Genomic DNA, 21,107 nt, shown 5'->3' with positions numbered 1-21,107 from the left:
GAACCACCCCACATACCCCGGCTTATCATTCGGTTTCCCAGTATAGCAATCGGACCATTGCTGCCGGCCATCGACTGTGCGGCAGGAAAAAGGAGAAATCTCTGTCATGCAAGTAATCCCCGCGAACCGCCTGGCGCCGACACTGGTTCTGATCTGTTTGTCAGCAGCGGCAATGGCCGAAGAGCCGCCCGCCGCTTACAAGACCGCGTGGGGGCCGCACGGCGTTCACGTGATCGAGAATCACGTACTGCCGGCCGAGCCCGGACAGCGCAGCCTGCGGGCGAGGATCGCCTACCCCGACGCGGCGGGCCCGTTTCCGCTGGTGGTGTATTCGCACGGTTTCAATTGCTACCGCGAGAGCTACGCGGGGCTGACCGATCACTGGGCCTCGCACGGCTACGCGGTGGTGTTGCCGGAGCATCCCGACTGCCCGACCTCGGAAGGCCGGATGAGCCCTGAAGACATCCGCAATCTTCTCTATATCCGTATATCCGACGTGGGGCGGGTACTGGATGCGCTTTTTGCGCCCGGCCAGGACATTCCGGGGCTGACGGGCCGTATCGACTACGGTCGCAAGGCGATTGCCGGTCACTCTTTCGGCGGAATGATCGCCCAGGTCATCTGGGGCCAGCCGCTCAAGGACCTGCACAGTACGGAGAGCGTCAGTTACGCCCTTGGTTTCGATGCCGCCATCGTCATGAGCGGCGTCGGCGAGATGGAGCAGATGGCCGAGGGCTCTTTTGACCGGGTGCCTGGGCCAGTGCTCGTTACCGGCGGCACGCTGGACCTCGGAAATATCGGCGGACCAACGATTTATCCCTGGGAGTGGCGGATGTCGGCGTTCGGCCTGACTCCGCCCGGCGACAAGTACTCCGTGGTGCTGGAAGAAGGCGATCACTACCTCGGAGGTCTGATCTGCCGGGACGACCGCGGCGGGCCGGACAATAGCGGCGGCGCCCACGATGCGGACGGGCTTGAGATCCTGGCCGGCGTCACCACGGCGTTCCTGGACGCGTGGCTCAACAACGATTCAGACGCGAAGCAATTCTTCGAAGACTTCGAAGCGAACGCCGCGATCACCGCCGGCCGCGCCCGCTTCGCCCAAAAATAGCAGGCGAAGAGCGCGAGTTTTTGCGGGTCAGGATTGGCCGAGGGCGACGCTGTCGCGCCAGGCTTCGATCATGCTGGTGCGAAGCAGGAAGGCGCGGGCTTTTTCGGGATCGGCGGCGACGCGCATGAACTCCGCCTGGCGCTTGCGCTGCGCGTCCGGATCCAGCGACTCCATGCGCTCTTTGTTCTCTATCGTCTGCTTCTGAACGAACTCGCTGGCGATGGTCCGGCGCTGATGGTCATAGACGTCCAGCAGATCCTCGCTAGCGCCTTCGCGCAGGATCGCGACCAGTTTCTCCGCGAGCACGATCGAATCGTGTATACCGCCGTTCATTCCCATGCCGCCCAGGGGGTTGTTGATGTGGGCGGCGTCGCCCGCGATCAGCAGGTTGCCCTGCCGGTAGGTCTCGGCAACGCGCTGGTGCACCCAGTACAGCGTGCGGTGCACTACTTCGTACGGCTCGTCGCGGGGGACTATGGCGTTCAGCCGGTCTTCCGCGTAATCCGGCGCCAGGAACTTGTCGTCGGGCTCGCCGGGTACAGTGGGGAGAAGCACCCGCCACAGGTCCACGGTCCGCAACAGCACGCACCACTCGTCGGGATCGGCCACGTAGTTCACGTTGCTCAACTGGTCCATGTGGGCGGCAAAGTCGAACGGCGTGCTCAGGACCAGAAATTTCTCCGGGTAGGTAAATCCCTCGTAGCGCACCGTCATGCACTTGCGCACGCAACTGTTGGCGCCGTCCGCCCCGATCAGGTAGCGCCCCGTATACAGCTCTTCCTGTTCGCCGGTGAAGCACAGCATCCGGACGCCGTCGCCGTCCTGCCTGGCGCCGATCACCTCCCGCCCGAACAGCACCTGGGCGTTGGGGTAGTCCTTGAGCATTTCGCAAACGACCTGCGTGAGCTTGTATTGCTCGCACTGCAGGCGGTAGGGATGCCCCGTGTCGCCGGACAGCAGCCCCAGGTCGAATATCGCCGCCTCGCCCGTGGTCCGGTCACGGTACTGGTAGTCGCGCGTGATCAGCCCCAGAGGGATCAGCCGATGGGTGAGGTCCAGGTCCTCCAGCAGGTCCAGCGTGGGCGGATGGAAGGTCGAAGCCCGCAGTTCCAGCGGCAGCGTGTCGCAGCCCTCGACCATGATGACGGAGACGCCCGCTCGCGCCAGCGCCAGGGCCGCCGTGCAGCCCACCGGGCCGGCGCCGGCAATCAGTACTTCGGCGTGTCGCTCGGGCATGGCGCGCGTATCTTACCCGCTTGTGTTTCCCGCGTTGCGGGCATAATGCCCGGTGTTTTTCGCCGGGTCCCGGTCTATGTTCATTATTTTTGCACTTCTGCTGCTGGGCGCGATGGGCTTCAGCATCGTGCTGCCGTCCATCATGTTCGTGGCCGAGGACTTCGGCGGCGGCGAGGCCATGGCCGGCTGGATCGTCGCCAGCTACGCGATCGGCCAGCTCATAGCAACGCCCATCTGGGGGCGACTGAGCGACCGCTACGGCCGCAAACTGATTCTGGCCCTTTGCGCGGCCAGCACCATGATTGCCTTTCTTGGCCTGGCATTTGCCTACGACGCCTTGACGCTGTTCGTGTCGCGTCTCGTCGGCGGCCTTGCCGGCGGACTGTTTTCGGTAAGCCAGGCCTGGGTGGCCGATACGACCACGCCCAAGAACCGCGCCAAGGGAATGGGAATCATGGGGGCGGGAATCAGCCTGGGATTCATCCTCGGACCGTTCGTTGGCGGAATCCTGGGAGGCGAGACCGCGGACACCGCCACCCTGCTGGAGCCCGGACTTCTGGGCGCGGCGCTGGCGGGGCTGCTGCTGGTGGTGATCCTCCTGTTCATGCGCGAAAGCCTGCCGCCGGAGAAGCGCGTGGCCTCCCAGCCCCTCGGCGCCGAGTTGCGGCAGTGGGGCGAGGTCGGCGCGCGCCCCGTGGTCAAACGGCTGCTGATACTCGGGCTTCTCTGGATGACGGCGGCCGGCATGTTCGAAGTGATGATGCCGCTGTGGGTCGGGGAAACCCTCGGCTGGGGACCGCGCCACGTGGGCGTCCAGTTTCTTTTCCTCGGACTCTGGGTGGCCGTGGTCCAGGGCCTGATCGCAGGCAGACTGTCGATCCGGTTCGGCGAAGTGCCGGTCATCGCCGCCGGCATCGTGCTCTATGCAGTGGGAATGTTGCTGCTCGCCTGGTTCGGCGCCCTGGCGGGCCCCGAGTGGCTGCGGATCGGCACCGGCGTGCTGGCGGACTTCACCGGCCAACCGTGGCTGGTGCTCGGCCTGGGCCTGCTGGCGAGCGGCAGCGCGCTGCTCGTGCCCAATATCTCCAGCCTGGTGTCCAAATACGCGTCGGTGACCGAACGGGGCACCGTGCTGGGCCTGTTCCAGTCTTCCAATTGGCTGGGCAGGACCATATCGCCTCCCATCGGAGGCATGCTGTTCCAGTCCGAAGGCGCCAACGCGCCGCTGTTCGGTTCGGTTGTAATACTGGTTCCCTGCCTTGCGGGACTGCTTGTATGGTTTGGCGGCTCGCGGGCGCAGCCGCATAAGGAGGTCGAAGCATGAGTGAAGGTGATGTAACGATTACCCGGCATTTCGTAAGCATCCGCGGCAGGTACGGCGAGCGCCAGGTGCACTACCGCCGCGCGGGCGACGGGCCGTCGCTGGTGCTGCTACACCAGTCGCCGCAGTCGTCGCTTGAATACGTGCCGCTGATGAAGGAGTGGGGCCGGCATTTCACGGTGATCGCGCCGGACACGCCCGGCTACGGAGCATCGGACCCGCCCGAGGGAGACGACCTGACCATGGCCGACTTCGCCGACTGCGTGGCGGAGTTCATCCGCGCTCTCGGCATCACGAAGACGGGCTTGTACGGCTTCCATACCGGCGCCGCGATGTCGGCGGAGACGGCGGCCCGGCATCCGGACCTCGTGACCGCGGTGGCGGTCAACGGCTACGGCGCCTTCAACGAGGAGGAACAGGCGGAACTGCTGGCCAACTACCTGCCGGCCTTCGTTCCGGCCTGGGACGGCTCGCATCTCACCTGGCTGTGGAGCCGCCTGCGCCAGCAGCTCATGTTTTTCCCCTGGTACGACCTGCGCGCCGCGGCCCGGATGTCGTACGACCTGCCGTCGGCCGACCACCTGCAGAACGAGGTCCTGGAATTCCTGCGCGCCGGCGACAACTACCGCAAAGCCTACGGCTGCGCGTTCTCGCACGACGGCGCGGAAACCGTGGTGGAACTCAAGGTGCCGGGCCTGATTACCTGCTGGGTCGGCGACGTCCTCGCGTCCCAGCTTGAGCGCATACCGCCGCCGCCCGACGGGGTCGAGGTGTATTCGAGCCCGACCCCTCAAGCGGCGCGTGACAGTTGCTTTGAGCTGCTGACCGCCCATCCCGCTCCGGTCCCGCCGGCCTCGCCACCGGCGCAGGCGATTCAAGGGCGCCTGTGGAGCGAGATGGTCTCGATTCCCGGCGGCCAGGTCCGCGTTTACCGCAACACCGACGCCGACGGCAAGACGGTCGTCGTGCAGCACGACGCGGCCGGTTCCGGGCGCACGGTGCAGGGACTGGCCGAGTCCCTGATCGGATCGCACCCGGTGCTCGCCGTGGAGCTGCCGGGGCACGCCGATTCGGACAACACCATCGGCGAGGGCGACGTAAGCGTCGCGGATTATCGCGAGGCATTGGCGCAGGTTCTGGACGCGCTGGGCCTTGAGCAGGTGAACGGTTACGGCGTCTGGGGCGGCGGGTCGGTGCTGCTCGACCTGGCCATCGAGAATCCCGGCCGGATAGGGCGGCTGATCATCACCGGACTGATCGATCACACCCCGGAGGAGCAGGCCGATCTGCTCGCGAATTACACGCCGGAGATCGTTCCCCAATGGCACGGCGGACACCTGCTGGAAGCGTGGCACATGATGCGCGACCAGGGCATCTACTTCCCCTGGTACGCGCGCACGGCGGAGTCGATGCTGCAAGGCGAGCCGTACCTGGATCCGGACATGGTGCACCGCCGCGTGGTCGAGGTGCTGCGTGCGCCGGTCATGTGGCGCAAGGCGTACCACGCGCACTTCAGGTATCGCGCCGGACAGCGCCTGGCGGATGCGGAAATTCCGGTATTGCTGGCCACGGCGGAGTGGGACGTGGCCCGCGATTTGAGCGAACGCCTCGCCGGCCGCCACACGCATTGCGACTCGCTGCTGTTGCCCGACAACCCGGCGCAATGGGGCGAGGCGGTCACGCCATTCCTGAAAGGAGCCGCAACATGAGCAGAGACTCGACCATTCAGCCCTTCAGCCCGGGCGACGTGTTCGTCGGCGCTACGCTTCTCAACGATCCGGAGGACGATCACGCCGGACCGGGACGCATCATCCAGTATGACGCCCGCCTGAACGAAAAGGGCGTGCTCTGGATCGACGACAGCACCCACCTGGTGGGCGGCCTGAAGTTCGATCCGGACGGGATCCTGTGGGCCTTTGACAGCAACGCCCACCTGGTGATTCGAGTGGGCCCCGACGGGCAGCGATTGCCGCACATGGAATTCGCCAAGCGCTCGTTCTCGAACGTGAACTTCGGCCCGGGCGGACAGATCTACCTGGCCGAACACATGGTCGGTTCGGAGATCCGCTATCCGCTCAAGACCGTTCTCACGCCGATGCCCGGCACCGACAGCCTGGGCGACGGCCACGTATTCGAATACGCGGCCGACGGCCGGCTGGTCGCGGAACACGCCACCGAAACGACCGGCGGCATGGGCGGATTTCTCGGGGTCACGCACTCCACGCTGGCGCCGGACGGCAGGACGCTCGTGTACGTATCCGAGACCGGCAAGCGGATCATGCGTTTCGACCTGGAGGATTCCCGGCAGCTGCCCGATGTGTTGAGTCTGCCGGAGGACGACCGCGCCGCCATGTGTTTCGCGGTGGGATACGCGCACGACGGCGCGCTGCTTCACATGCGCGGAAACGCGGTGGAGGTCCTGAGCGAGCAGGGCCAGAGGCTGCGGGAACTGCCCATGCCCGGATTCGGCTGGGCGTCGATGTGCGTATCGGCGGACGGCGAGCATGTGCTCGGCGGCAATTTCTTTACCGGCGAATGCGTGCGGATGAGCCTGGAATCGGGCGAGATCACGGCCAGCGCAAACGTGGGCGTGGAGCGCTCCCTTGCCGGAATCGCCGAGTTCGCCGGCGCCTGAACGGCGACGAAAAGACGGCAAGGCCCTCGCGGGAGATAGTGTAGGAGCAGGTCATGAGCATGATGGACCGGCATGTCGCGATTGCCGGCGGCGGAGCCGGGATAGGCGAGGCGCTTTGCCGGTCCTGCATCCGCCAGGGCGCGCAAGTGCTCGTGGTCGACAAGCTGGACGCCAGGAGCCTGGAGTTCGGTTACCAGCCCCTGGAAGACGCGGACGCCGGGCAGTTGCGTTACCGGCAGTGCGACGTCTCCCGCAGCGAACAGGTCGGGGAACTCACCGGGGAAGTGCAGGACTTCTTCGGTGGAAAAATCGACGTATTCATCAACTGCGTGGGCATCAGCATGCGCAGGTCCCTGCTCGAACTGGACGAAGAAGACTGGGACCGGGTCATGGACACCAACGTGAAGGGCGCGTTCCTGCTGGCTTCGGCGGTCGCGCCGATGATGAAGTCCGGCGGCGCGATGGTGTTCCTGTCCAGCGCCAGCGCCCTGCAGCCCGAGAGGATTGACGCATCCTATGCCCTGAGCAAGATGACCCTGAACCGGCTTGTGACCCTGCTGGCGGCGGAAGTCGCCGGGCGCGGAATTCGACTGAACGCCGTCTGCCCGGGACCCATCATGTCCGACCGGGTGATGGACGAACGCCTGATCGACCCCATCACTTCGGAGCACCGGACCGCCGAGGAGGTCAGGGAAGAAATCCTGAGCGAAATGCCGCTGGCGCGTTTCCACCAGACCATACCGCCGGTCGAGTCCGTCGTGGACGCGGTCAACTTCCTGATCAGCGACGAGGCCCGCTTCATCACCGGCGCCGTCCTGCCGGTGGACGCCGGCAAATCCCTATCGGGACTCTGAGGCGCTTCGATCCGCCGTCTTACGTGGCCGTCAGAAGGTCCAGGAGAGCTGAACCGTTACGAAACTGGCGCCTTCGCCGCTACCGCCTTTGCCTGTCGCGTAGTCGCTGTCGCGCCCCCACTCCACGGCAAGCGTAAACGGCTCGGCAAGTTGCAAGGAAACTATGGCAATCAGGCGCCGGGCGGGCAGTTCCAGCGCGAGCGCTTCCCGGGTCGCCTGGTAGCCGAGCGCCGCAGTGGCGTTCTTGCCGCCTGCTTCGAAGTCGTAGGCCGCTTCCAGCAGCCAGCTTGCCGGCTGGGCTCCGCGCCCGGCAAACTCCATTTCCCGGAAGGCGTAGGAATCGAGCGCGCCCACGTATTCCGCAATCAGCGTGGCGGCCCCGTAGCGCAGGGCGGCATGCGCCGACAGGCCGGCGATCCGGTCGGCGGGTCCTTCATTCGGCGTCGTATCCGCAAGCACGCCCAGCACGTTCGCGGAATAGCTCAAATCGCTGGTGAGCGCCAGGTTCAGGGCCAGGCCGGTTTGCTCGCGCTCGGACGAAAAGGAAACGGCCGCTCCATAGCCGGCGACGCCGCTGTCCGATTCGAGATCGTCGTTCTTGCCGAAGCCGAACAGAGTCGTCGTTAGCCCGCCGGAACTCCACCCAAGGCTAACGGAAATCTCGTTGGTCTCGCCGAGCTCAAGCGTCAGCGGTTCCGAAAACATGCGCGTGTCGAAAACGCCGAACGGAAGAAACTGCTGGCCTGCGGAAACAGACCACGGTCCTTCCGGGGGGCCGAAGCTGAGGGTTGCGGTCTCCAGGAAGGTCGCTTCGCTGCCGGGCACATTCACCCTGTCGCCCAGGTCCGTGTGTTCGTAGAGGAAACCGGCCTCGACCGCAACCCAGTCGGCGATCGTCGCCGCCAGGCTCAAACCGACCTCCGATATGCCGGTATTGCTATATCCGTCCTCGTTTTCCGGGCGCGTATGCACCGAGTCCAGGTCGACATGACCCCCGATTTCCAGCCATTCCTCGCCAGCTTGTTCGTCTTCCCGGGCGGCCGTGTCGCCCGCTGCTTCCGCGCCCTGGGCAGCGCCGTGACAAAGCAGCAATCCAAGGCAGGCCAGAACAGGGTGTTTCAACTTCGTCGCCTCCGCGTAAAGCGCGGTACCGTACCACGCCGGCTGCGTGCTGCTGAATCAAGGCCGAATGTTCAAGGCGCACTCGACCGAAGTCCTCAATCGGAATCGGCGGGGCAGGGGATAAAATTCGCGCTCCGATTGGAAGCTTGCCGGGAGAAAGGCGGATGGCGATACGCATGCGGGACGTGGAATACACCCACGGGGACGAGGTTTTCGAGGCGCGGATGTACTGGGACGACGCGCGCGGACCAGCGCCGGCGGTGGCGGTGGCGCATGCCTGGAGCGGGCGCGCCGAGCACGAATGCGAGGCGGCGGAGAAGCTGGCCGGCGAAGGCTTCGTGGGGATTGCGCTGGACGTGTACGGCAAGGGCGTTCGCGGCCAGAGCGTGGAAGAAAACATGGCGCTGATGAACCCGCTGATCGAGGACCGGGCGCTTCTGCAGGCCCGCCTTCTTGCCGGGCTGGAGTGCGCCGCGGCGCAGCCGGAGGTGGACGGCGGGAACATGGCCGCGATCGGCTACTGTTTCGGCGGCCTGTGCGTGCTGGACCTGGCGCGCGTCGGCGCCCCCGTGAAAGGCGTGGTCAGCCTGCACGGCCTGTTCAACCCGCCGGGGAACACGGAGGGCGATTCGATCAGCTCCAGGGTGCTGGTGCTGCACGGCTGGGCCGATCCGATGGTTCCGCCGGACACGGTGGTCGGACTGGCGACCGAAATGACCGAAGCCGGGGCGGACTGGCAGATTCACGCCTACGGCCACGCACTGCACGGCTTCACGCACGATTCGCCGGCACTCGCGCCGGGAATAGGCTACAGCGAATCGGCGGACCGGCGGTCGTGGCAGTCGGTGCTGAACTTCATGGCGGAACTGTTTGGTTGAGGGCGGGACGCCCGCGTTCCCATGGCTTCGTATTCGACCAACGAGTTCAAGAACGGGCTCAAGGTGATGCTGGGCGACGAGCCCTGCGCGATCCTCGGGACCGAGTTCGTCAAGCCCGGCAAGGGCCAGGCGTTTACCCGCGTCAAGCTCCGTTACCTCCGCACCGGCCGCGTGATCGAACGCAACTTTCGTTCCGGCGAATCGATTCCTGCCGCCGACGTGGTCGACCGGGAAATGGATTATCTCTACAGCACCGGGGACGAATGGGTATTCATGGACCTGGAGACGTACGAGCAGTACGAAGCGAACGAAGCAGCCATGGGCGGCTGCGAACGCTGGCTGGTGGATCAGAGCCGCTGCCGCGTCACCCTTTTCAACGGTGCGCCGCTGACGGTCACGCCGCCGAATTTCGTCGAGCTGAAGGTCACGCAGTCCGATCCCGGAATGAAGGGCGACACCGCAACCGGGGGCGTAAAGCCGGCGACCCTGGAGACCGGGGCCGTCGTTCGCGTGCCGCTGTTCGTGGAAGAAGGCGCGGTCATCAAGGTGGACACGCGCACCGGGGAATACATCGGCCGCGCCTGACCGCCCGTGGCAGAACTCCGGGACGCGGGTCAGATTTCGACGGGTAACCGTTGCCCCAGCGCCTGGCCGCAGCGGACTTCTTCCACGGGTTGGCGCACCGGCAACCAGGCAAGCAGGTCCCGCGTCGCCACGAGCACGACCGTGGAACCGAGATTGAAGTGTGCGAGGTAGTCGCCGCGTTCGCACTTGGCGCCGCGCGGGCCGGGAAACCGCCAGCGCGTCGGCACCGGCGGAATGCTCGCGTCGGTGCGGATATCGAACGCGGTGCTGATGGAGCCGACGTTGAGCGCGCCGACCATGACCACGCAGAATTTCCCGCTGCCGGTGTCGAAATGCAGTGCCGCCCGCTCGTTGGTCGCCAGCACCGCGGGCGCCGCATCGATGATTGCCGGGTTGACCGACAGCCGCCTTCCGGGCAGGTACACGACTTCGCGCAGCTGGCCGGCAAGAGGCATGCGCACCCGGTGATAATCCGACGGCCGCAGGTAGATGACCGCCACATGACCGTCCTCGTAAGGCGCGGCGCAACGCGCGCCGCCCAGCAACTCCTCGATGGAATAGCCGGCTCCCTTGGCCTGCAGGTGTGACGTGCCGTTGACCTCTCCGATCCGCGTCAACAATCCGTCGGCTGGACTCACGACGCATTCCTCGCCGTTTTCCGGAATTCGGGCGCCGTCCCTGAGTTCGCGCGAGAAGAACTCGGCAAGGCTGGCATATCCCCGGGGCACGGGCCTGGCGGCCTCCTCCCTGTCGATGGAAAAGAGCCAGGCGAAAATACGAATCAGCACGCCCCCCGGCCCCCTGAACCGCGAAACGCGCGCCGCCAGGCGGCTGAGCGTCAGCAGCGGCAGAATGAAGTGCAGGCGTACAAGCAGTCGGGCAAGCAAAGTCGGTCGCCTCGGGCGGGCCGTTCGATTGTAGCCTTGGCGCGCAAATACCCCTCCCGTATTTTGTTGTTCGACTATGCGCTTTTGTGACCTTGTCGATGAGTTGGCCGCCCGCCGGGGGGGCGGGCGGGTCCATTTCGGCCACGGCATGGGCGGCGCTGAGGAAGAGGCCCTGGCGCTCGCGAATTTCGTTAGCCGGTCGGGCCTGTGGCAGCGCCGTTCCCTGCTCGGACGGCGCATGTCGGCGGCCGTGCAGGCGCGGGCGCGGACAATCGCCCTTGCGCGCGTGTCGCGCCGTCTGCCGCTGGCCTACCTGACCCGCGAAGCCTGGTTTGCCGGGATGCGCTTTTACGTCGACAAGCGCGTCTGCATTCCGCGCTCGCCGCTGGCCGAACTGATCGAGGCGGGTTTCGCGCCCTGGCTGAACCCGAGTCGAGCGCCCCGGATCATCGATCTCTGCACCGGTTCAGGCTGCATCGCCGCTGCCTGCGCGTTCGCCTTCCCCGATGCCGAAATCGTGGCGACCGACCTGTCGCCGGCCGCCTTGTCCGTGGCCGAGCGCAATGTGCGCCGGCTTGGCCTGGCGGGCCGCGTCGAACTTCGCAGGGGAGACCTTTTCGCCGGCGCGCAGGGGAAATTCGATCTCATCGTCGCCAATCCTCCCTATGTGCCTGACGGCGCGTGCGTTTCCCTGCCGCGCGAATACCGTCATGAACCGCGAATGGCGCTGGCGGCCGGCGCCGACGGGTTGGCCATAGCGTCCCGCATCCTCGAGGAAGCGCCCCGCTACCTTGCCGAGGGCGGGCTGCTGGCGCTGGAGGTCGGCGAGGCGGCGGGCGATCTTGCGGCCTCGCACCCGGAACTGCCGTTCCTGTGGCCTTCGCTGGAACGGGGCGGCGAGGGCGTGCTGCTGCTCCGAGCCTAGGGTTATTCCGGGGGTGGTTTCTTGAGCAGCTTGGCGAGCAGCCGGGCGATTTCCAGGCGCATCACCCGCCGATCCATGATCATGTCCAGCGCGCCATGCTCCAGAAGGAACTCGGCGCGCTGAAATCCTTCAGGGAGGTCTTCGCGGACCGTCTGCTTGATCACGCGCGGGCCGGCAAATCCGATCAGCGCGCCGGGCTCGGCGATCACGATATCGCCCTGCATCGCCAGACTTGCGGACACACCGCCCATCGTGGGGTTGGTGAGAATCGAAATATAGGGGAGGCCGGCCTGGGCGAGCGTATGCAGCGTGGCGGTCACCTTGGACAGTTGCATCAGCGAGAAAAGCGCCTCTTGCATGCGCGCCCCCCCCGAGGCGGAAAAGTTGACCAGCGGCATGCGATGTTCGCGGCAATAGCTTGCGGCGCGGACGAACTTTTCCCCCACCACCGAGCCCATGGAACCGCCCATGAAACCGAACTCGAACGCGCTGGCCACGAGCGGCTGCCCGTGCAGCTTGCCGGTCATGGTCACCAGGGCTTCAAGCTCGCCGCTGTTGTCTCGTGCCTGCGCGACCCGGTCCGGGTAACGCTTGGTGTCTCTGAACTTCAGCGGGTCCCTGGGCTGAAGCCGGGGGGAAAGCTCTCTGGCCGAGTCGCTGTCGAGGAACAACTCAAGCCTTCGCCTGGCCCCCAGACGCATATGATGCTCGCACTTGGGGCACACGTGCTGAGTTCGCTCCAACTCGGTTCGGTACAACTGTGCTCCGCAGTTATCGCACTTGACCCAGACGCCTTCCGGCACGGTCTTCTTCGGCCGTCGCGTCGTGATCCGCGACGGCATTAATCTCCGCAGCCAGGAAATCGCCATAAGACTTTGATTTTAGCCTAAATGTCTTCCGGAATCGGGAGAAGCCTTTCGAGGCCAACCCGGCTGCGTTCAGGCAGCAGGTCCGGCGGATAGTCGATCCGTTGAAGGTACAGGCCCTGGGAAGGCGCGGCCGGACCCGCGACCTCCCGGCTGCGCGCCTCGAGAATCCCGGCAATCCAGGCGGCCGCCTCGCGGCCGCGCCCGACGAGCGCCAGCGAGCCGGCGATGTTCCTCACCATGCGCTGCAGGAAGCCGTTTGCCCGGCAAATGATCCATACGCGTTGCCCGCTGCGGCGCACCCGGATGTCCATGACCCTGCGCACCGGCGAGCGCGCCTGGCAATCGGCGGCCCGAAACGAGCTGAAGTCGTGCTCGCCGGCCAGCGCCTGCGCCGCGCGGTTCATCGCCTCATCGTCGAGCGGGTCTCGGATAAGCCAGGCGCGATTGCGCTCCAGCGCCGAGCGCACGCTGCGGTTCAGGATCAGGTAGGCGTAGGTGCGCGAGAGCGCCGAGTGGCGCGCATGGAAATCGCCCGGCACTTCCCGAACCCAGAGCAGGTTGACGTCGTCGGGCAGATAGGTATTGGCGCCGAACAGCCAGTCGCGCGGGCTCCGCCGAGCGCTGGTCTCGAAATGCGCGACCTGCTCGATGGCGTGAACTCCGGCGTCGGTTCGCCCGGCGCCCATGCACCGCAGCTCTTCGTCCGCCACCCGGCTGAGCGCCCGGTTGACGGCATCCTGAACGTTCGTGCTGCCGCTTTGCGACTGCCAGCCGTGGAAGCCGCTGCCGTCGTATTCCACTCCCAGGGCGAGCCGTGCGCGGGTCATGCGCTTTCGGGATTTTTCGGCTCGAGCCTTTGACGCATCCGCCGCAGCGCCTCGGCTAGTTCCGCGGCGTTCTCGCCCTCGCGGGCTTCGACGATATGGGCGAGCACCTCGAGCGCATCGGCTTCGCGGCCCATTTCTTCCAGCGCCCGCGCCAGGTCCATGTAGTTCTCGGGATCGAGTTCGCTCATGGCGTCCGCCAGGGCGGCGTCGGGGCCTACCTCGATTTCGTCGTCGTCCCCCTCGGGCTTTCCTGCTTCCGCCTTGCCGTCATCCCCATCCCGCGAAGCTTCATCGTTCTTCTTCGAACCGGCGCCGGAGAATTTCCGCACCAGGCGCTGCGGGCCAAAGATGATCCCCGACAGAACCGAAAAGACCAGCGCGGCGGTAAGCAGCGGCACGCCCCAGAGGCTCCACGGAGAGAACAGTCCTTCCTGCGGAACCACAGGCGAGATCAGGAGCGCAATGAACAGCGAAACGGCCAGTATCGCGATTCTGCGTTTCATCCCCGGGCCTAACCCGATGTGTCGTCGCGAATCAGGAGCTCCGCGATCTGAACGGCGTTGAGCGCGGCCCCCTTGCGCACGTTGTCCGCCACAACCCAGAAACTGAGGCCCTGTTCATGCGAAATGTCCTCGCGCACGCGGCCCACGAACACGGCGTCCGATCGGCTGGCGTCGATCCCGGGAGTCGGATAGCCGCCGGCCCGGTCCTGGCTCATGACGACCACCCCGCGGGCGGCCCGAAACAGCCGGAGCGCTTCCTCGACCGCGACCTTGCGCTTCAACTCCACGCTGACGGCCTCGGAATGTCCGAAGAAGACGGGCACGCGCACGGCCGTGGCGCTGATCCGCAGTTCTTCGTCGTCCAGGATCTTGCGCGTCTCCCAGACCATCTTCATTTCTTCCTTCGTGTAGCCGTTGGCCTGAAAATCGTCGATGTGCGGCACGGCGTTGAAGGCCGCGCTTGGCGCCGACATCGCGGGAAGCTGCCCCCCGTTGGCGGGCGGTTCCGCCTCCTCGGCGTCGGCAGGCTCTTCCGGGCGGCCCTTGCCGGCCATCATGTTGGCAGTGTGCCGGACCAGGTCCTCCATCGCCCGGCGCCCGGCGCCCGAAACCGCCTGGTAGGTGGCCACGCTGATCCGCTGGATGCCGATGGCGTCGTACAGGGGTTTCAGCGCAACGACAAGCTGGATCGTGGAGCAATTCGGATTGGCCACGATGCCGCGCTCTCGGCATTCGGCCAGCGCCGACGGATTCACCTCGGGCACAACCAGCGGCACGTCGTCGTCATAGCGGAACGCCGACGAGTTGTCGATCACGATCGCTCCCTGGGCGGCGGCGCGCGGCGCATGCTCGATCGCGGTTCCGGCGCCGGCCGAGAACAGTGCGAAGTGCATGCCGGAGAAGTCGAAGTCGTTCAGCGCCTCAACCGCAACCTGGCGTTCGCCGAATTCCACGGTCTTGCCGACCGACCGTTCGCTGGCGACCGCGTGCAGCCGGTCCACCGGAAACTCGCGCTGCGCGAGGATCTGCATCATGGTCTCGCCCACCAGCCCTGTGGCGCCGACCACAGCGACGTTGTAGCCGTTCATGTCAGCCTCCCGCGGTCCGCGCCGCGGCGGCCGGACGAGTGCTCGCGGCAGCCGAGGACGCCTGCCGGTCGACGTCGCCGCACTGCGCGCGGTCGCGAAGGTAATGGTCCAGCAGCGTGATCGCCAGCATCGCTTCCGCGATCGGGGTTGCGCGCAACCCCACGCAGGGATCGTGCCGCCCGCCGGTGCTGATCTCGGTGGCCGTGCCGCCGCGGGTAACCGTGGCGCCCTTCTTGCGGATGCTGGAAGTGGGCTTCATCGCGATGCTCACCAGCAGGTCCTGTCCGGACGAAATGCCGCCCAGCGTGCCCCCGGCGTCGTTCTTGACGAAGCCGCCGGGCGCGATCTCGTCGCGATGCTCCGAGCCGCGTTGTTCCACGGCCGCGAAGCCGGCGCCGAATTCCACGCCCTTGACCGCGTTGATGCTCATCAGCGCGTGCGCGATCACGGCCTCGAGCTTGTCGAACACGGGTTCGCCGAGCCCGGGCGGCACTCCGCGGGCGCACACGTTGATGCGCGCGCCGATCGAGTCGCCCGCCAGCCTCAGTTCGTCCATGAATGACTCCAGTTCCTTCAGCCGGGCGGGGTCGCCGCAGAAGAACGGATTGTCGTTGATGATCTCGGGATTCGGGCACTCCAGCCGGATCGGTCCGAGTTGCGCCACGTAGCCGAAAATCGTGATGCCCGCTCGCTCGCTCAAGTACTTGCGGGCAATCGCTCCGCCGGCGACCCGCATGGCCGTCTCGCGGGCCGAGGCGCGTCCCCCTCCGCGGTAGTCGCGGATGCCGTACTTCTGCTGGTAGCTGAAATCGGCGTGACCGGGACGGAACTTGTCCTTGATGGCGGAGTAGTCGCGGGGCCGCTGATCGGTGTTCTCGATCATCAGCCCGATCGGCGTGCCGGTGGTCACGCCCTCGAAGACCCCCGACAGGATCCGCACCTGGTCCGCCTCCTTGCGTTGCGAAGTATGGCGCGAGCGCCCGGGACGCCGCCGGTCCAGGTCCACCTGTATGTCCGCCTCGCACAATTCCATGCCGGGCGGGCAGCCGTCCACGATGGCGCCCAGCGCCGGGCCGTGGCTTTCGCCGTAAGTCGTGACGCTGAACAGGCGTCCTATGGTGTTGCCGGACATGCCGTAATTCGCGGGCGGTGGCAGAAACCGAATATTTTACGCTCGCACTCCCAAGCCCCCGCATATAATTCATGGCAATGCAATCACCGGTGCTTGAGCGGCTGGTGGGCGGAGCGGTCCTGGCGGGCTTGCTCCTGTTGCTGGCCTTGGCAATCGGCCCGCGGGAAGGGGTTCGCATGCCGGACGAAGAGGGCTCTGAGCGCCCTGTGGCCCAAGTCGCACCTCAATCCGCCCAACCGGCTAATGACGCCGTGCCGGACGAATCCCGCCGGGAACCCGGTCCGCGCACCGTCGCCCAGTGGGTGGCCCCGGGGTCGGTGCCCCACGCGCCGCAGCCCGCCAGGGCTTCCGTCCCGAGCGGAGGGCGGGACGCCCTCCCTCCCAGGTCGCCGGAAACGAGCGAACGGGGCACGCCCTCGCCGAGCTCCAGCGAAGTTGCGGAAACGCCCGCGGCTGCGGCCGGGCCTGAGTGGGCCGTGCAGCTCGGCAGTTTTTCCTCGCGCGCGAATGCCGATGCGCTCTCCGAATGGTGCCGGGAACAGGGATATGGCGTGAAGGTAATGACCGGGCAGGACGGCGGAAGGACCTTGCACCGGGTGCGCGTGGGTCCCTATGCCTCCAGGGACGCCGCCAATTCGGCGGTCGCCGAACTGGCGCTTCTCGGGCGTAGAGGTTTTATCTCGGATTGGGAGAACGTGGCGCCGTGACCCTGTTCGACTGGATCGTCCTGGTGATTTTTCTTTCCGCGGCCTGGCTTGGAATGAAACGCGGTTTCCTGTCCGCCGCCCTGAGCCTTGCGACCTGGGTTGCGGGCGTGTTTCTCGCCTTTGCCTTCGGCGACATTGTCGTGGCCACGCTGCTGTCCGGGTGGCCGGCGAAGATCGAGGTCTGGCTGGCGAACAATCCGCTCGCCGACGCGATTTTTCGCGGTCCGTCGGTCGCCGAGTCCGTGGCCCTTTGGGCGGCCAGGCTGGGCGTGCTCGTGGTCGTGCTCGTGATCGGCTCGACCCTGGCGGGGCTGGTTTCCCGGGCCGTCGAAAACAGCGTGCTGGCTTCCGCGAATCGCGCCTTGGGCGTATTATTGGGCGCAGCCAAAGGCTGGCTGATTGCAGGTGGACTTCTGCTCTTGTGCATACACGTGGGGCCCGAGACCTGGGTGCAGGGTTCGATGAGCCTGCCTTTCCTTGAACCGGTCAGCGACGCCCTGAGCCTGCTGCTCAAGGCACTGGGTGGCCGCTGATGTGCGGGATCGTCGGCCTGATGGGTCACGGCGCGGCGGCGCCGGAAATCTACGACGCGCTCATCATGCTCCAGCACCGCGGCCAGGACGCCGCCGGCATCCTGACCGACGACGAAGGCATGTGCCGCAAGCGCCGCGCCCGCGGACTCGTGCGCGAGACATTCCGCACCCGCCACATGCAGAACCTGCGGGGCTCGGCCGGCCTGGGCCATGTGCGCTATCCGACCGCCGGGTCCGACAAGAACTCCGAAACCCAGCCGTTCTTCGTCAACAGCCCGTACGGGATCGCCCTGGCGCACAACGGCAATCTGACCAACGCGCATGAGCTGGCCGGCGAGATGCGCCAGCGCGACCGCCGCTATCTCAATACCGATTCCGACAGCGAATTGCTGCTTAACGTGTTCGCCCACGAGCTCCTGCGCACCTCGCGCCGGACGATGGACGCCGATGCCGTGTTCCGCGCGGTGCGCGGCGTGCACAAGCGCTGCAAGGGCGCCTACTCGGTCGTCTGCATGATCCTGGGCTTCGGGCTGGTCGCTTTCCGCGATCCCTACGGCATCCGGCCGATGGTCGTCGGGCGGCGGGAGAACAAGAAGGGGCCGGAATACCTGGTGGCTTCGGAAAGCGTCGCGCTGCAGCAGCTCGGCTTCGAACTGGAGCGGGACGTGATGCCGGGCGAGGCCTGGGTCTTTCCCTACGGCGAGGAAGCGGTGACCCGCCAGTGCGCGGCCCGCACGCAATACACGCCCTGCATCTTCGAATACGTCTATTTCGCCCGCCCGGATTCGCTCATGGACAAGATTTCGGTGCACAAGGCGCGCCTGCGAATGGGCGAGCGCCTGGTGGAGAAGATCCAGCGCGAGCACGACACCAGCGACGTGGACGTCGTGATTCCGATTCCGGACACCAGCCGCACCAGCGCCATGGAAGTCGCGAACCGCCTGAACGTCAAGTACCGCGAGGGCTTCATCAAGAACCGCTATATCGGCCGCACGTTCATCATGCCCGGCCAGGACGAGCGCAAGCGCTCTGTTCGCCAGAAGCTCAATCCCATCAACCTGGAATTTCGCGGCAAGAACGTGTTGCTGGTGGACGATTCCATCGTGCGCGGCACCACCTCGCGGCAGATCGTCGAGATGTCCCGCGAGGCGGGCGCCCGGAAGGTGTACTTCGCCTCGGCCGCCCCGCCGGTCCGCTACCAGAACGTTTACGGGATCGACATGCCGGCGTCGGATGAGCTGATCGCGGCCAAACGCACGGTGGAGGAAGTCGAGGAAAGAATCGGCGCCGACTGGCTGGTTTACCAGGACCTGGGCGATCTGATCTCCGCGGTCAATTTCCGGCGTTCGGAGATCACGGGTTTCGACGTGTCCTGCTTCAACGGCCAGTACGTGACCGGCGGCGTGGACCGCAAGCTGCTTCGCCGGGTCGCCAGGGAGCGCGCGGACAAGATGCGTGCCAGCCGCAAGTCGCGCAAGCGGCGAGCCAGGAAGGCCGCGCGGGTGGCCGCCGCCGAACCGGTGGCCGCCGCTCAGCCACCCAAGATGGCCGAGCTGCCCGCCCTCGAAGTCGAAAGCGGCTAGAGGTCGAACGCCTCCAGCCGGAACTCCTGCCCGTCGTGTTCCAGCGCCCAGCCGCGCTCGAACCAGTCGCCCAGAACGAGCCGCGTGGCGGCTCCGTCGTCCAGTTCGAATTCGTGCACGTCGGGACGGTGCGTGTGGCCGTGAATGAACCGCCGCACTCCGTTCGCACGCATCGCGTCGGCCACCGCGCTTGCATTGACGTCCATGATCGCCATCGGCTTGCCGCCGGTTGAAATGCGGCTGGCGTCACGCGCCTGGGCGGCCAGCGCACGCCGCGCGGCCAGCGGCAGGGCCAGGAACTGCGCCTGCCAGGCCGGATCGCGGACCATGGCGCGAAACTCCTGGTAGTCGTGATCGTCGGTGCACAGGCTGTCGCCGTGCATCAGCAACACGTTTTCTCCGCCCAGGTTCACGATGCTGGTTTCCGGAAGCAGCGTCACGCCCGTTCGGCCGCAAAACTCGTCCCCGACCAGGAAGTCCCGGTTGCCGTGCACGAACCACGCCGGGACCCCGCCTGAAGTCAGTTCAGCCAGCGCGTCCATGATCGCGCCGGCGTGGGGATCGTCGTCGTCATCCCCTACCCAGGCCTCGAACAGATCGCCCAGGATATAGAGCGCCTCGGCTTCGGCGGCGCGATGCTTCAGGAATTCGCGAAAGGCTTGGGTAGCGGCGGGTCGGGTGGCGTCCAGGTGGAGATCGGAGATGAAAAGGGTGCTCATTCAGTCACGCGCAGAACCCGTTCGATGATCACCGGCGCCGCCGGCACGTCGCGATCGAATGAGCCGCCCGGACCGGTGGCCCTTTTGCCGATCTCGTCCACTACGTCCATGCCGCTGACGACCTGGCCGAACACGGCATATCCCCAGCGCCCCGGGCGCGGATTCAGCGCCACGTTGTCCTGAAGATTGATGTAGAACTGGTTTTTCGCCGAATGCGGATCGCCGGTGCGCGCCATGGCGATGGTGCCGCGCAAATTGGAGCGGCCGTTGCCGGACTCGTTGGGCAGTGTTTCGTCGATCATGCGCTCCTGGAAATCGACCGACCATCCGCCGCCCTGGATCACGAAGTCCTGGATCACGCGATGGAAGATCGTGCCTTCATAGAAGCGGCTGCCGGTCAGAAGCAGGAATTGCTTTACCGTCAGCGGGGCGTCTTCGGCGAACAGTTCCAGCGTGAAGGCGCCCGCTGTCGTTTCCACCCGCACCCGTGGAAACGGGTCCATTTCCGCCTCCGTTTCGGCCGGTTCCTGCGCGACAGCAGCGCCGGCGCCCAGCGCCAGCACGCAAAGCGCCGCGACCCACACCCGGGAGGTTTGAATTCTCGTATGTCTCATTTCGGTTTTTCCTGCGAATTAGTCGTGTTGTAAATGGCGGCATCCAGCGTGTTCTGCAACAGCATGGCGACGGTCATAGGCCCCACTCCGCCCGGCACCGGCGCAATCCAGGCCGCACGCTTGCGCGCCTCCTCGAATTCTACGTCGCCGCGCAGCTTCCCGTCGCTCATTCTCGTTATGCCAATGTCCAGCACGACGGCGCCCTCGCGTATCCAGGCGCCCGGAATGAGCGCCGGCTTGCCCACCGCGCTGCAGAGGATTTCCGCCTGCCGGACATGCTGCTCAAGGTTGGTCGTGAACCGGTGACAGACCGTGACCGTTGCGCCGGCCAGCAGCAGCTCCAGCGCCAGCGGGCGCCCCACCAGGTTCGACGCGCCGATCACCACGCAGTGCTTCCCCTTCGGATTGACGCCGATCTTTTCCAGCATGCGGATCACTCCGACCGCGGTGCAGGGCCGCAGCCTTGGCGTGCGTAGCGCCAGCAGTCCGAAGGTCAGCGGGTGAAATCCGTCCACGTCCTTGCCCGGGTCGATGCGGTGGATGACGTTAAGCGAGTTGATGCGCTCGGGCAGGGGTAACTGCACCAGAATGCCGTCCACGTTCGGGTCCCCGTTGAATTCGTCGATCAGGGCCAGCAGGGTCGGCTCGTCCGTGTCCGCCGGGAGGTTGTGATCCAGCGACGCGATACCGGCGGAGGCGCAGGCCCGCCGCTTGTTCCGAACGTAAACCTGCGAGGCCGGGTCCGCCCCCACCAGCACCGTGGCCAGCGCCGGCGCCCGGTGGCCTTCGGCGAGCCGCTCTTCGACCGTCTGCCGGATTTCCTCACGGATTCCAGACGCTATCGCCTTGCCGTCAATCAGTTGCGCGGTCATCAGGATCCGCTTGGCCGTGAACAGACGGGATTTTACCGACTGTATTACGTGCTCACCAGCACGACCGGCAGCACGACCGGGCACTTCGATTCCGCCCCGTTGTCTG

22 protein-coding genes are annotated in these 21,107 nt (G+C 66.1%); 11 read left to right on the top strand and 11 right to left on the bottom strand.

Annotation, left to right across the window (positions count from 1 at the left end; all coding sequences use genetic code 11):
• The first annotated feature begins 106 nt into the window (after positions 1–106).
• Positions 107–1,111, top strand: a complete 1,005-nt coding sequence (locus tag F4Y72_10505) for a hypothetical protein (protein MXZ28717.1) — start codon at positions 107–109, stop codon at positions 1,109–1,111.
• A 27-nt stretch (positions 1,112–1,138) separates the two neighbouring features.
• Here F4Y72_10505 and F4Y72_10500 read toward each other — a convergent pair whose 3' ends face one another.
• A complete protein-coding gene (locus F4Y72_10500; protein ID MXZ28716.1) occupies positions 1,139–2,347 on the bottom strand; it encodes an FAD-dependent oxidoreductase in 1,209 nt (402 codons plus the stop codon).
• A gap of 76 nt (positions 2,348–2,423) precedes the next feature.
• Here F4Y72_10500 and F4Y72_10495 point away from each other — a divergent pair, with 76 nt between their 5' ends.
• From F4Y72_10495 to F4Y72_10480, 4 genes are read left to right on the top strand one after another with little or no spacing between them, the layout of a single operon-like run.
• Entirely contained in the window at positions 2,424–3,671 is a 1,248-nt protein-coding gene (locus tag F4Y72_10495) for an MFS transporter (protein ID MXZ28715.1), read from the top strand.
• Positions 3,668–5,377 (top strand): alpha/beta fold hydrolase, encoded by a 1,710-nt coding sequence (locus F4Y72_10490; protein ID MXZ28714.1) that lies wholly within the window; start codon positions 3,668–3,670, stop codon positions 5,375–5,377. Before F4Y72_10495 ends, F4Y72_10490 begins: the two co-directional genes overlap by 4 nt.
• Positions 5,374–6,303: a hypothetical protein gene (locus tag F4Y72_10485; protein ID MXZ28713.1), complete on the top strand. Its 930-nt coding sequence runs from the start codon at positions 5,374–5,376 to the stop codon at positions 6,301–6,303. The genes F4Y72_10490 and F4Y72_10485 overlap by 4 nt, the downstream gene beginning before the upstream one ends.
• Before the next feature lie 53 nt (positions 6,304–6,356).
• On the top strand, positions 6,357–7,157 hold the full coding sequence (locus F4Y72_10480) for an SDR family oxidoreductase (GenBank protein ID MXZ28712.1): 801 nt from the start codon (positions 6,357–6,359) through the stop codon (positions 7,155–7,157).
• A 30-nt stretch (positions 7,158–7,187) separates the two neighbouring features.
• On the opposite strand, the gene F4Y72_10475 is transcribed toward F4Y72_10480, so the two are convergent.
• Positions 7,188–8,279, bottom strand: coding sequence for an LbtU family siderophore porin (locus tag F4Y72_10475; protein MXZ28711.1), 1,092 nt, complete (start codon positions 8,277–8,279; stop codon positions 7,188–7,190).
• Positions 8,280–8,443: 164 nt separating this feature from the next.
• On the opposite strand from F4Y72_10475, the gene F4Y72_10470 reads away from it, so the two are divergent.
• Both F4Y72_10470 and efp read left to right on the top strand, forming a co-directional pair.
• Positions 8,444–9,157, top strand: a complete 714-nt coding sequence (locus F4Y72_10470; GenBank protein ID MXZ28710.1) for a dienelactone hydrolase family protein — start codon at positions 8,444–8,446, stop codon at positions 9,155–9,157.
• Positions 9,158–9,178: 21 nt separating this feature from the next.
• Entirely contained in the window at positions 9,179–9,742 is a 564-nt protein-coding gene (efp, locus tag F4Y72_10465) for an elongation factor P (protein MXZ28709.1), read from the top strand.
• A 29-nt stretch (positions 9,743–9,771) separates the two neighbouring features.
• Here efp and psd read toward each other — a convergent pair whose 3' ends face one another.
• The gene (gene psd / locus F4Y72_10460; GenBank protein ID MXZ28708.1) at positions 9,772–10,779 is read right to left on the bottom strand and encodes a phosphatidylserine decarboxylase; all 1,008 of its coding nucleotides are present in this window, start codon (positions 10,777–10,779) and stop codon (positions 9,772–9,774) included.
• On the opposite strand from psd, the gene prmB reads away from it, so the two are divergent.
• Positions 10,706–11,554, top strand: a complete 849-nt coding sequence (gene prmB / locus F4Y72_10455; protein ID MXZ28707.1) for a 50S ribosomal protein L3 N(5)-glutamine methyltransferase — start codon at positions 10,706–10,708, stop codon at positions 11,552–11,554. The two genes, psd and prmB, sit on opposite strands and share 74 nt — an antisense overlap.
• A gap of 2 nt (positions 11,555–11,556) precedes the next feature.
• On the opposite strand, the gene F4Y72_10450 is transcribed toward prmB, so the two are convergent.
• Genes F4Y72_10450 through aroC form a run of 5 tightly spaced genes read right to left on the bottom strand, consistent with a single transcriptional unit; the run spans position 11,557 to position 15,973 of the window.
• Positions 11,557–12,417 carry an acetyl-CoA carboxylase carboxyltransferase subunit beta gene (locus F4Y72_10450; GenBank protein MXZ28706.1) on the bottom strand — a complete coding sequence of 287 codons (861 nt, stop codon included), beginning with the start codon at positions 12,415–12,417 and terminating at the stop codon, positions 11,557–11,559.
• Between the two features lie 23 nt (positions 12,418–12,440).
• Positions 12,441–13,250 carry a tRNA pseudouridine(38-40) synthase TruA gene (truA, locus tag F4Y72_10445; protein ID MXZ28705.1) on the bottom strand — a complete coding sequence of 270 codons (810 nt, stop codon included), beginning with the start codon at positions 13,248–13,250 and terminating at the stop codon, positions 12,441–12,443.
• Entirely contained in the window at positions 13,247–13,753 is a 507-nt protein-coding gene (locus F4Y72_10440) for a hypothetical protein (GenBank protein ID MXZ28704.1), read from the bottom strand. Before F4Y72_10440 ends, truA begins: the two co-directional genes overlap by 4 nt.
• A gap of 8 nt (positions 13,754–13,761) precedes the next feature.
• Positions 13,762–14,841: an aspartate-semialdehyde dehydrogenase gene (locus F4Y72_10435; protein ID MXZ28703.1), complete on the bottom strand. Its 1,080-nt coding sequence runs from the start codon at positions 14,839–14,841 to the stop codon at positions 13,762–13,764.
• Between the two features lies 1 nt (position 14,842).
• Positions 14,843–15,973, bottom strand: coding sequence for a chorismate synthase (gene aroC, locus F4Y72_10430; protein ID MXZ28702.1), 1,131 nt, complete (start codon positions 15,971–15,973; stop codon positions 14,843–14,845).
• Positions 15,974–16,044: 71 nt separating this feature from the next.
• On the opposite strand from aroC, the gene F4Y72_10425 reads away from it, so the two are divergent.
• Genes F4Y72_10425 through purF form a run of 3 tightly spaced genes read left to right on the top strand, consistent with a single transcriptional unit; the run spans position 16,045 to position 18,796 of the window.
• Positions 16,045–16,680 carry a hypothetical protein gene (locus tag F4Y72_10425; GenBank protein ID MXZ28701.1) on the top strand — a complete coding sequence of 212 codons (636 nt, stop codon included), beginning with the start codon at positions 16,045–16,047 and terminating at the stop codon, positions 16,678–16,680.
• The gene (locus F4Y72_10420) at positions 16,659–17,213 is read left to right on the top strand and encodes a CvpA family protein (protein ID MXZ28700.1); all 555 of its coding nucleotides are present in this window, start codon (positions 16,659–16,661) and stop codon (positions 17,211–17,213) included. Before F4Y72_10425 ends, F4Y72_10420 begins: the two co-directional genes overlap by 22 nt.
• Positions 17,213–18,796 carry an amidophosphoribosyltransferase gene (purF, locus tag F4Y72_10415; GenBank protein ID MXZ28699.1) on the top strand — a complete coding sequence of 528 codons (1,584 nt, stop codon included), beginning with the start codon at positions 17,213–17,215 and terminating at the stop codon, positions 18,794–18,796. The genes F4Y72_10420 and purF overlap by 1 nt, the downstream gene beginning before the upstream one ends.
• Here the strand turns inward: purF and F4Y72_10410 are convergent.
• Genes F4Y72_10410 through folD form a run of 3 tightly spaced genes read right to left on the bottom strand, consistent with a single transcriptional unit; the run spans position 18,793 to position 21,001 of the window.
• A complete protein-coding gene (locus F4Y72_10410; GenBank protein ID MXZ28698.1) occupies positions 18,793–19,515 on the bottom strand; it encodes a UDP-2,3-diacylglucosamine diphosphatase in 723 nt (240 codons plus the stop codon). The genes purF and F4Y72_10410 overlap by 4 nt on opposite strands.
• Complete coding sequence (locus tag F4Y72_10405; protein ID MXZ28697.1) at positions 19,512–20,129, bottom strand: peptidyl-prolyl cis-trans isomerase; 618 nt, start codon at positions 20,127–20,129, stop codon at positions 19,512–19,514. Before F4Y72_10405 ends, F4Y72_10410 begins: the two co-directional genes overlap by 4 nt.
• Complete coding sequence (gene folD, locus F4Y72_10400) at positions 20,126–21,001, bottom strand: bifunctional methylenetetrahydrofolate dehydrogenase/methenyltetrahydrofolate cyclohydrolase FolD (protein ID MXZ28696.1); 876 nt, start codon at positions 20,999–21,001, stop codon at positions 20,126–20,128. The genes F4Y72_10405 and folD overlap by 4 nt, the downstream gene beginning before the upstream one ends.
• Positions 21,002–21,107: the final 106 nt, after the last annotated feature.

This window comes from Gammaproteobacteria bacterium (assembly GCA_009838035.1).
Lineage (GTDB): Bacteria > Pseudomonadota > Gammaproteobacteria > Steroidobacterales > Foliamicaceae > Foliamicus.
This window is presented reverse-complemented; position numbering and strand designations above follow the sequence as displayed.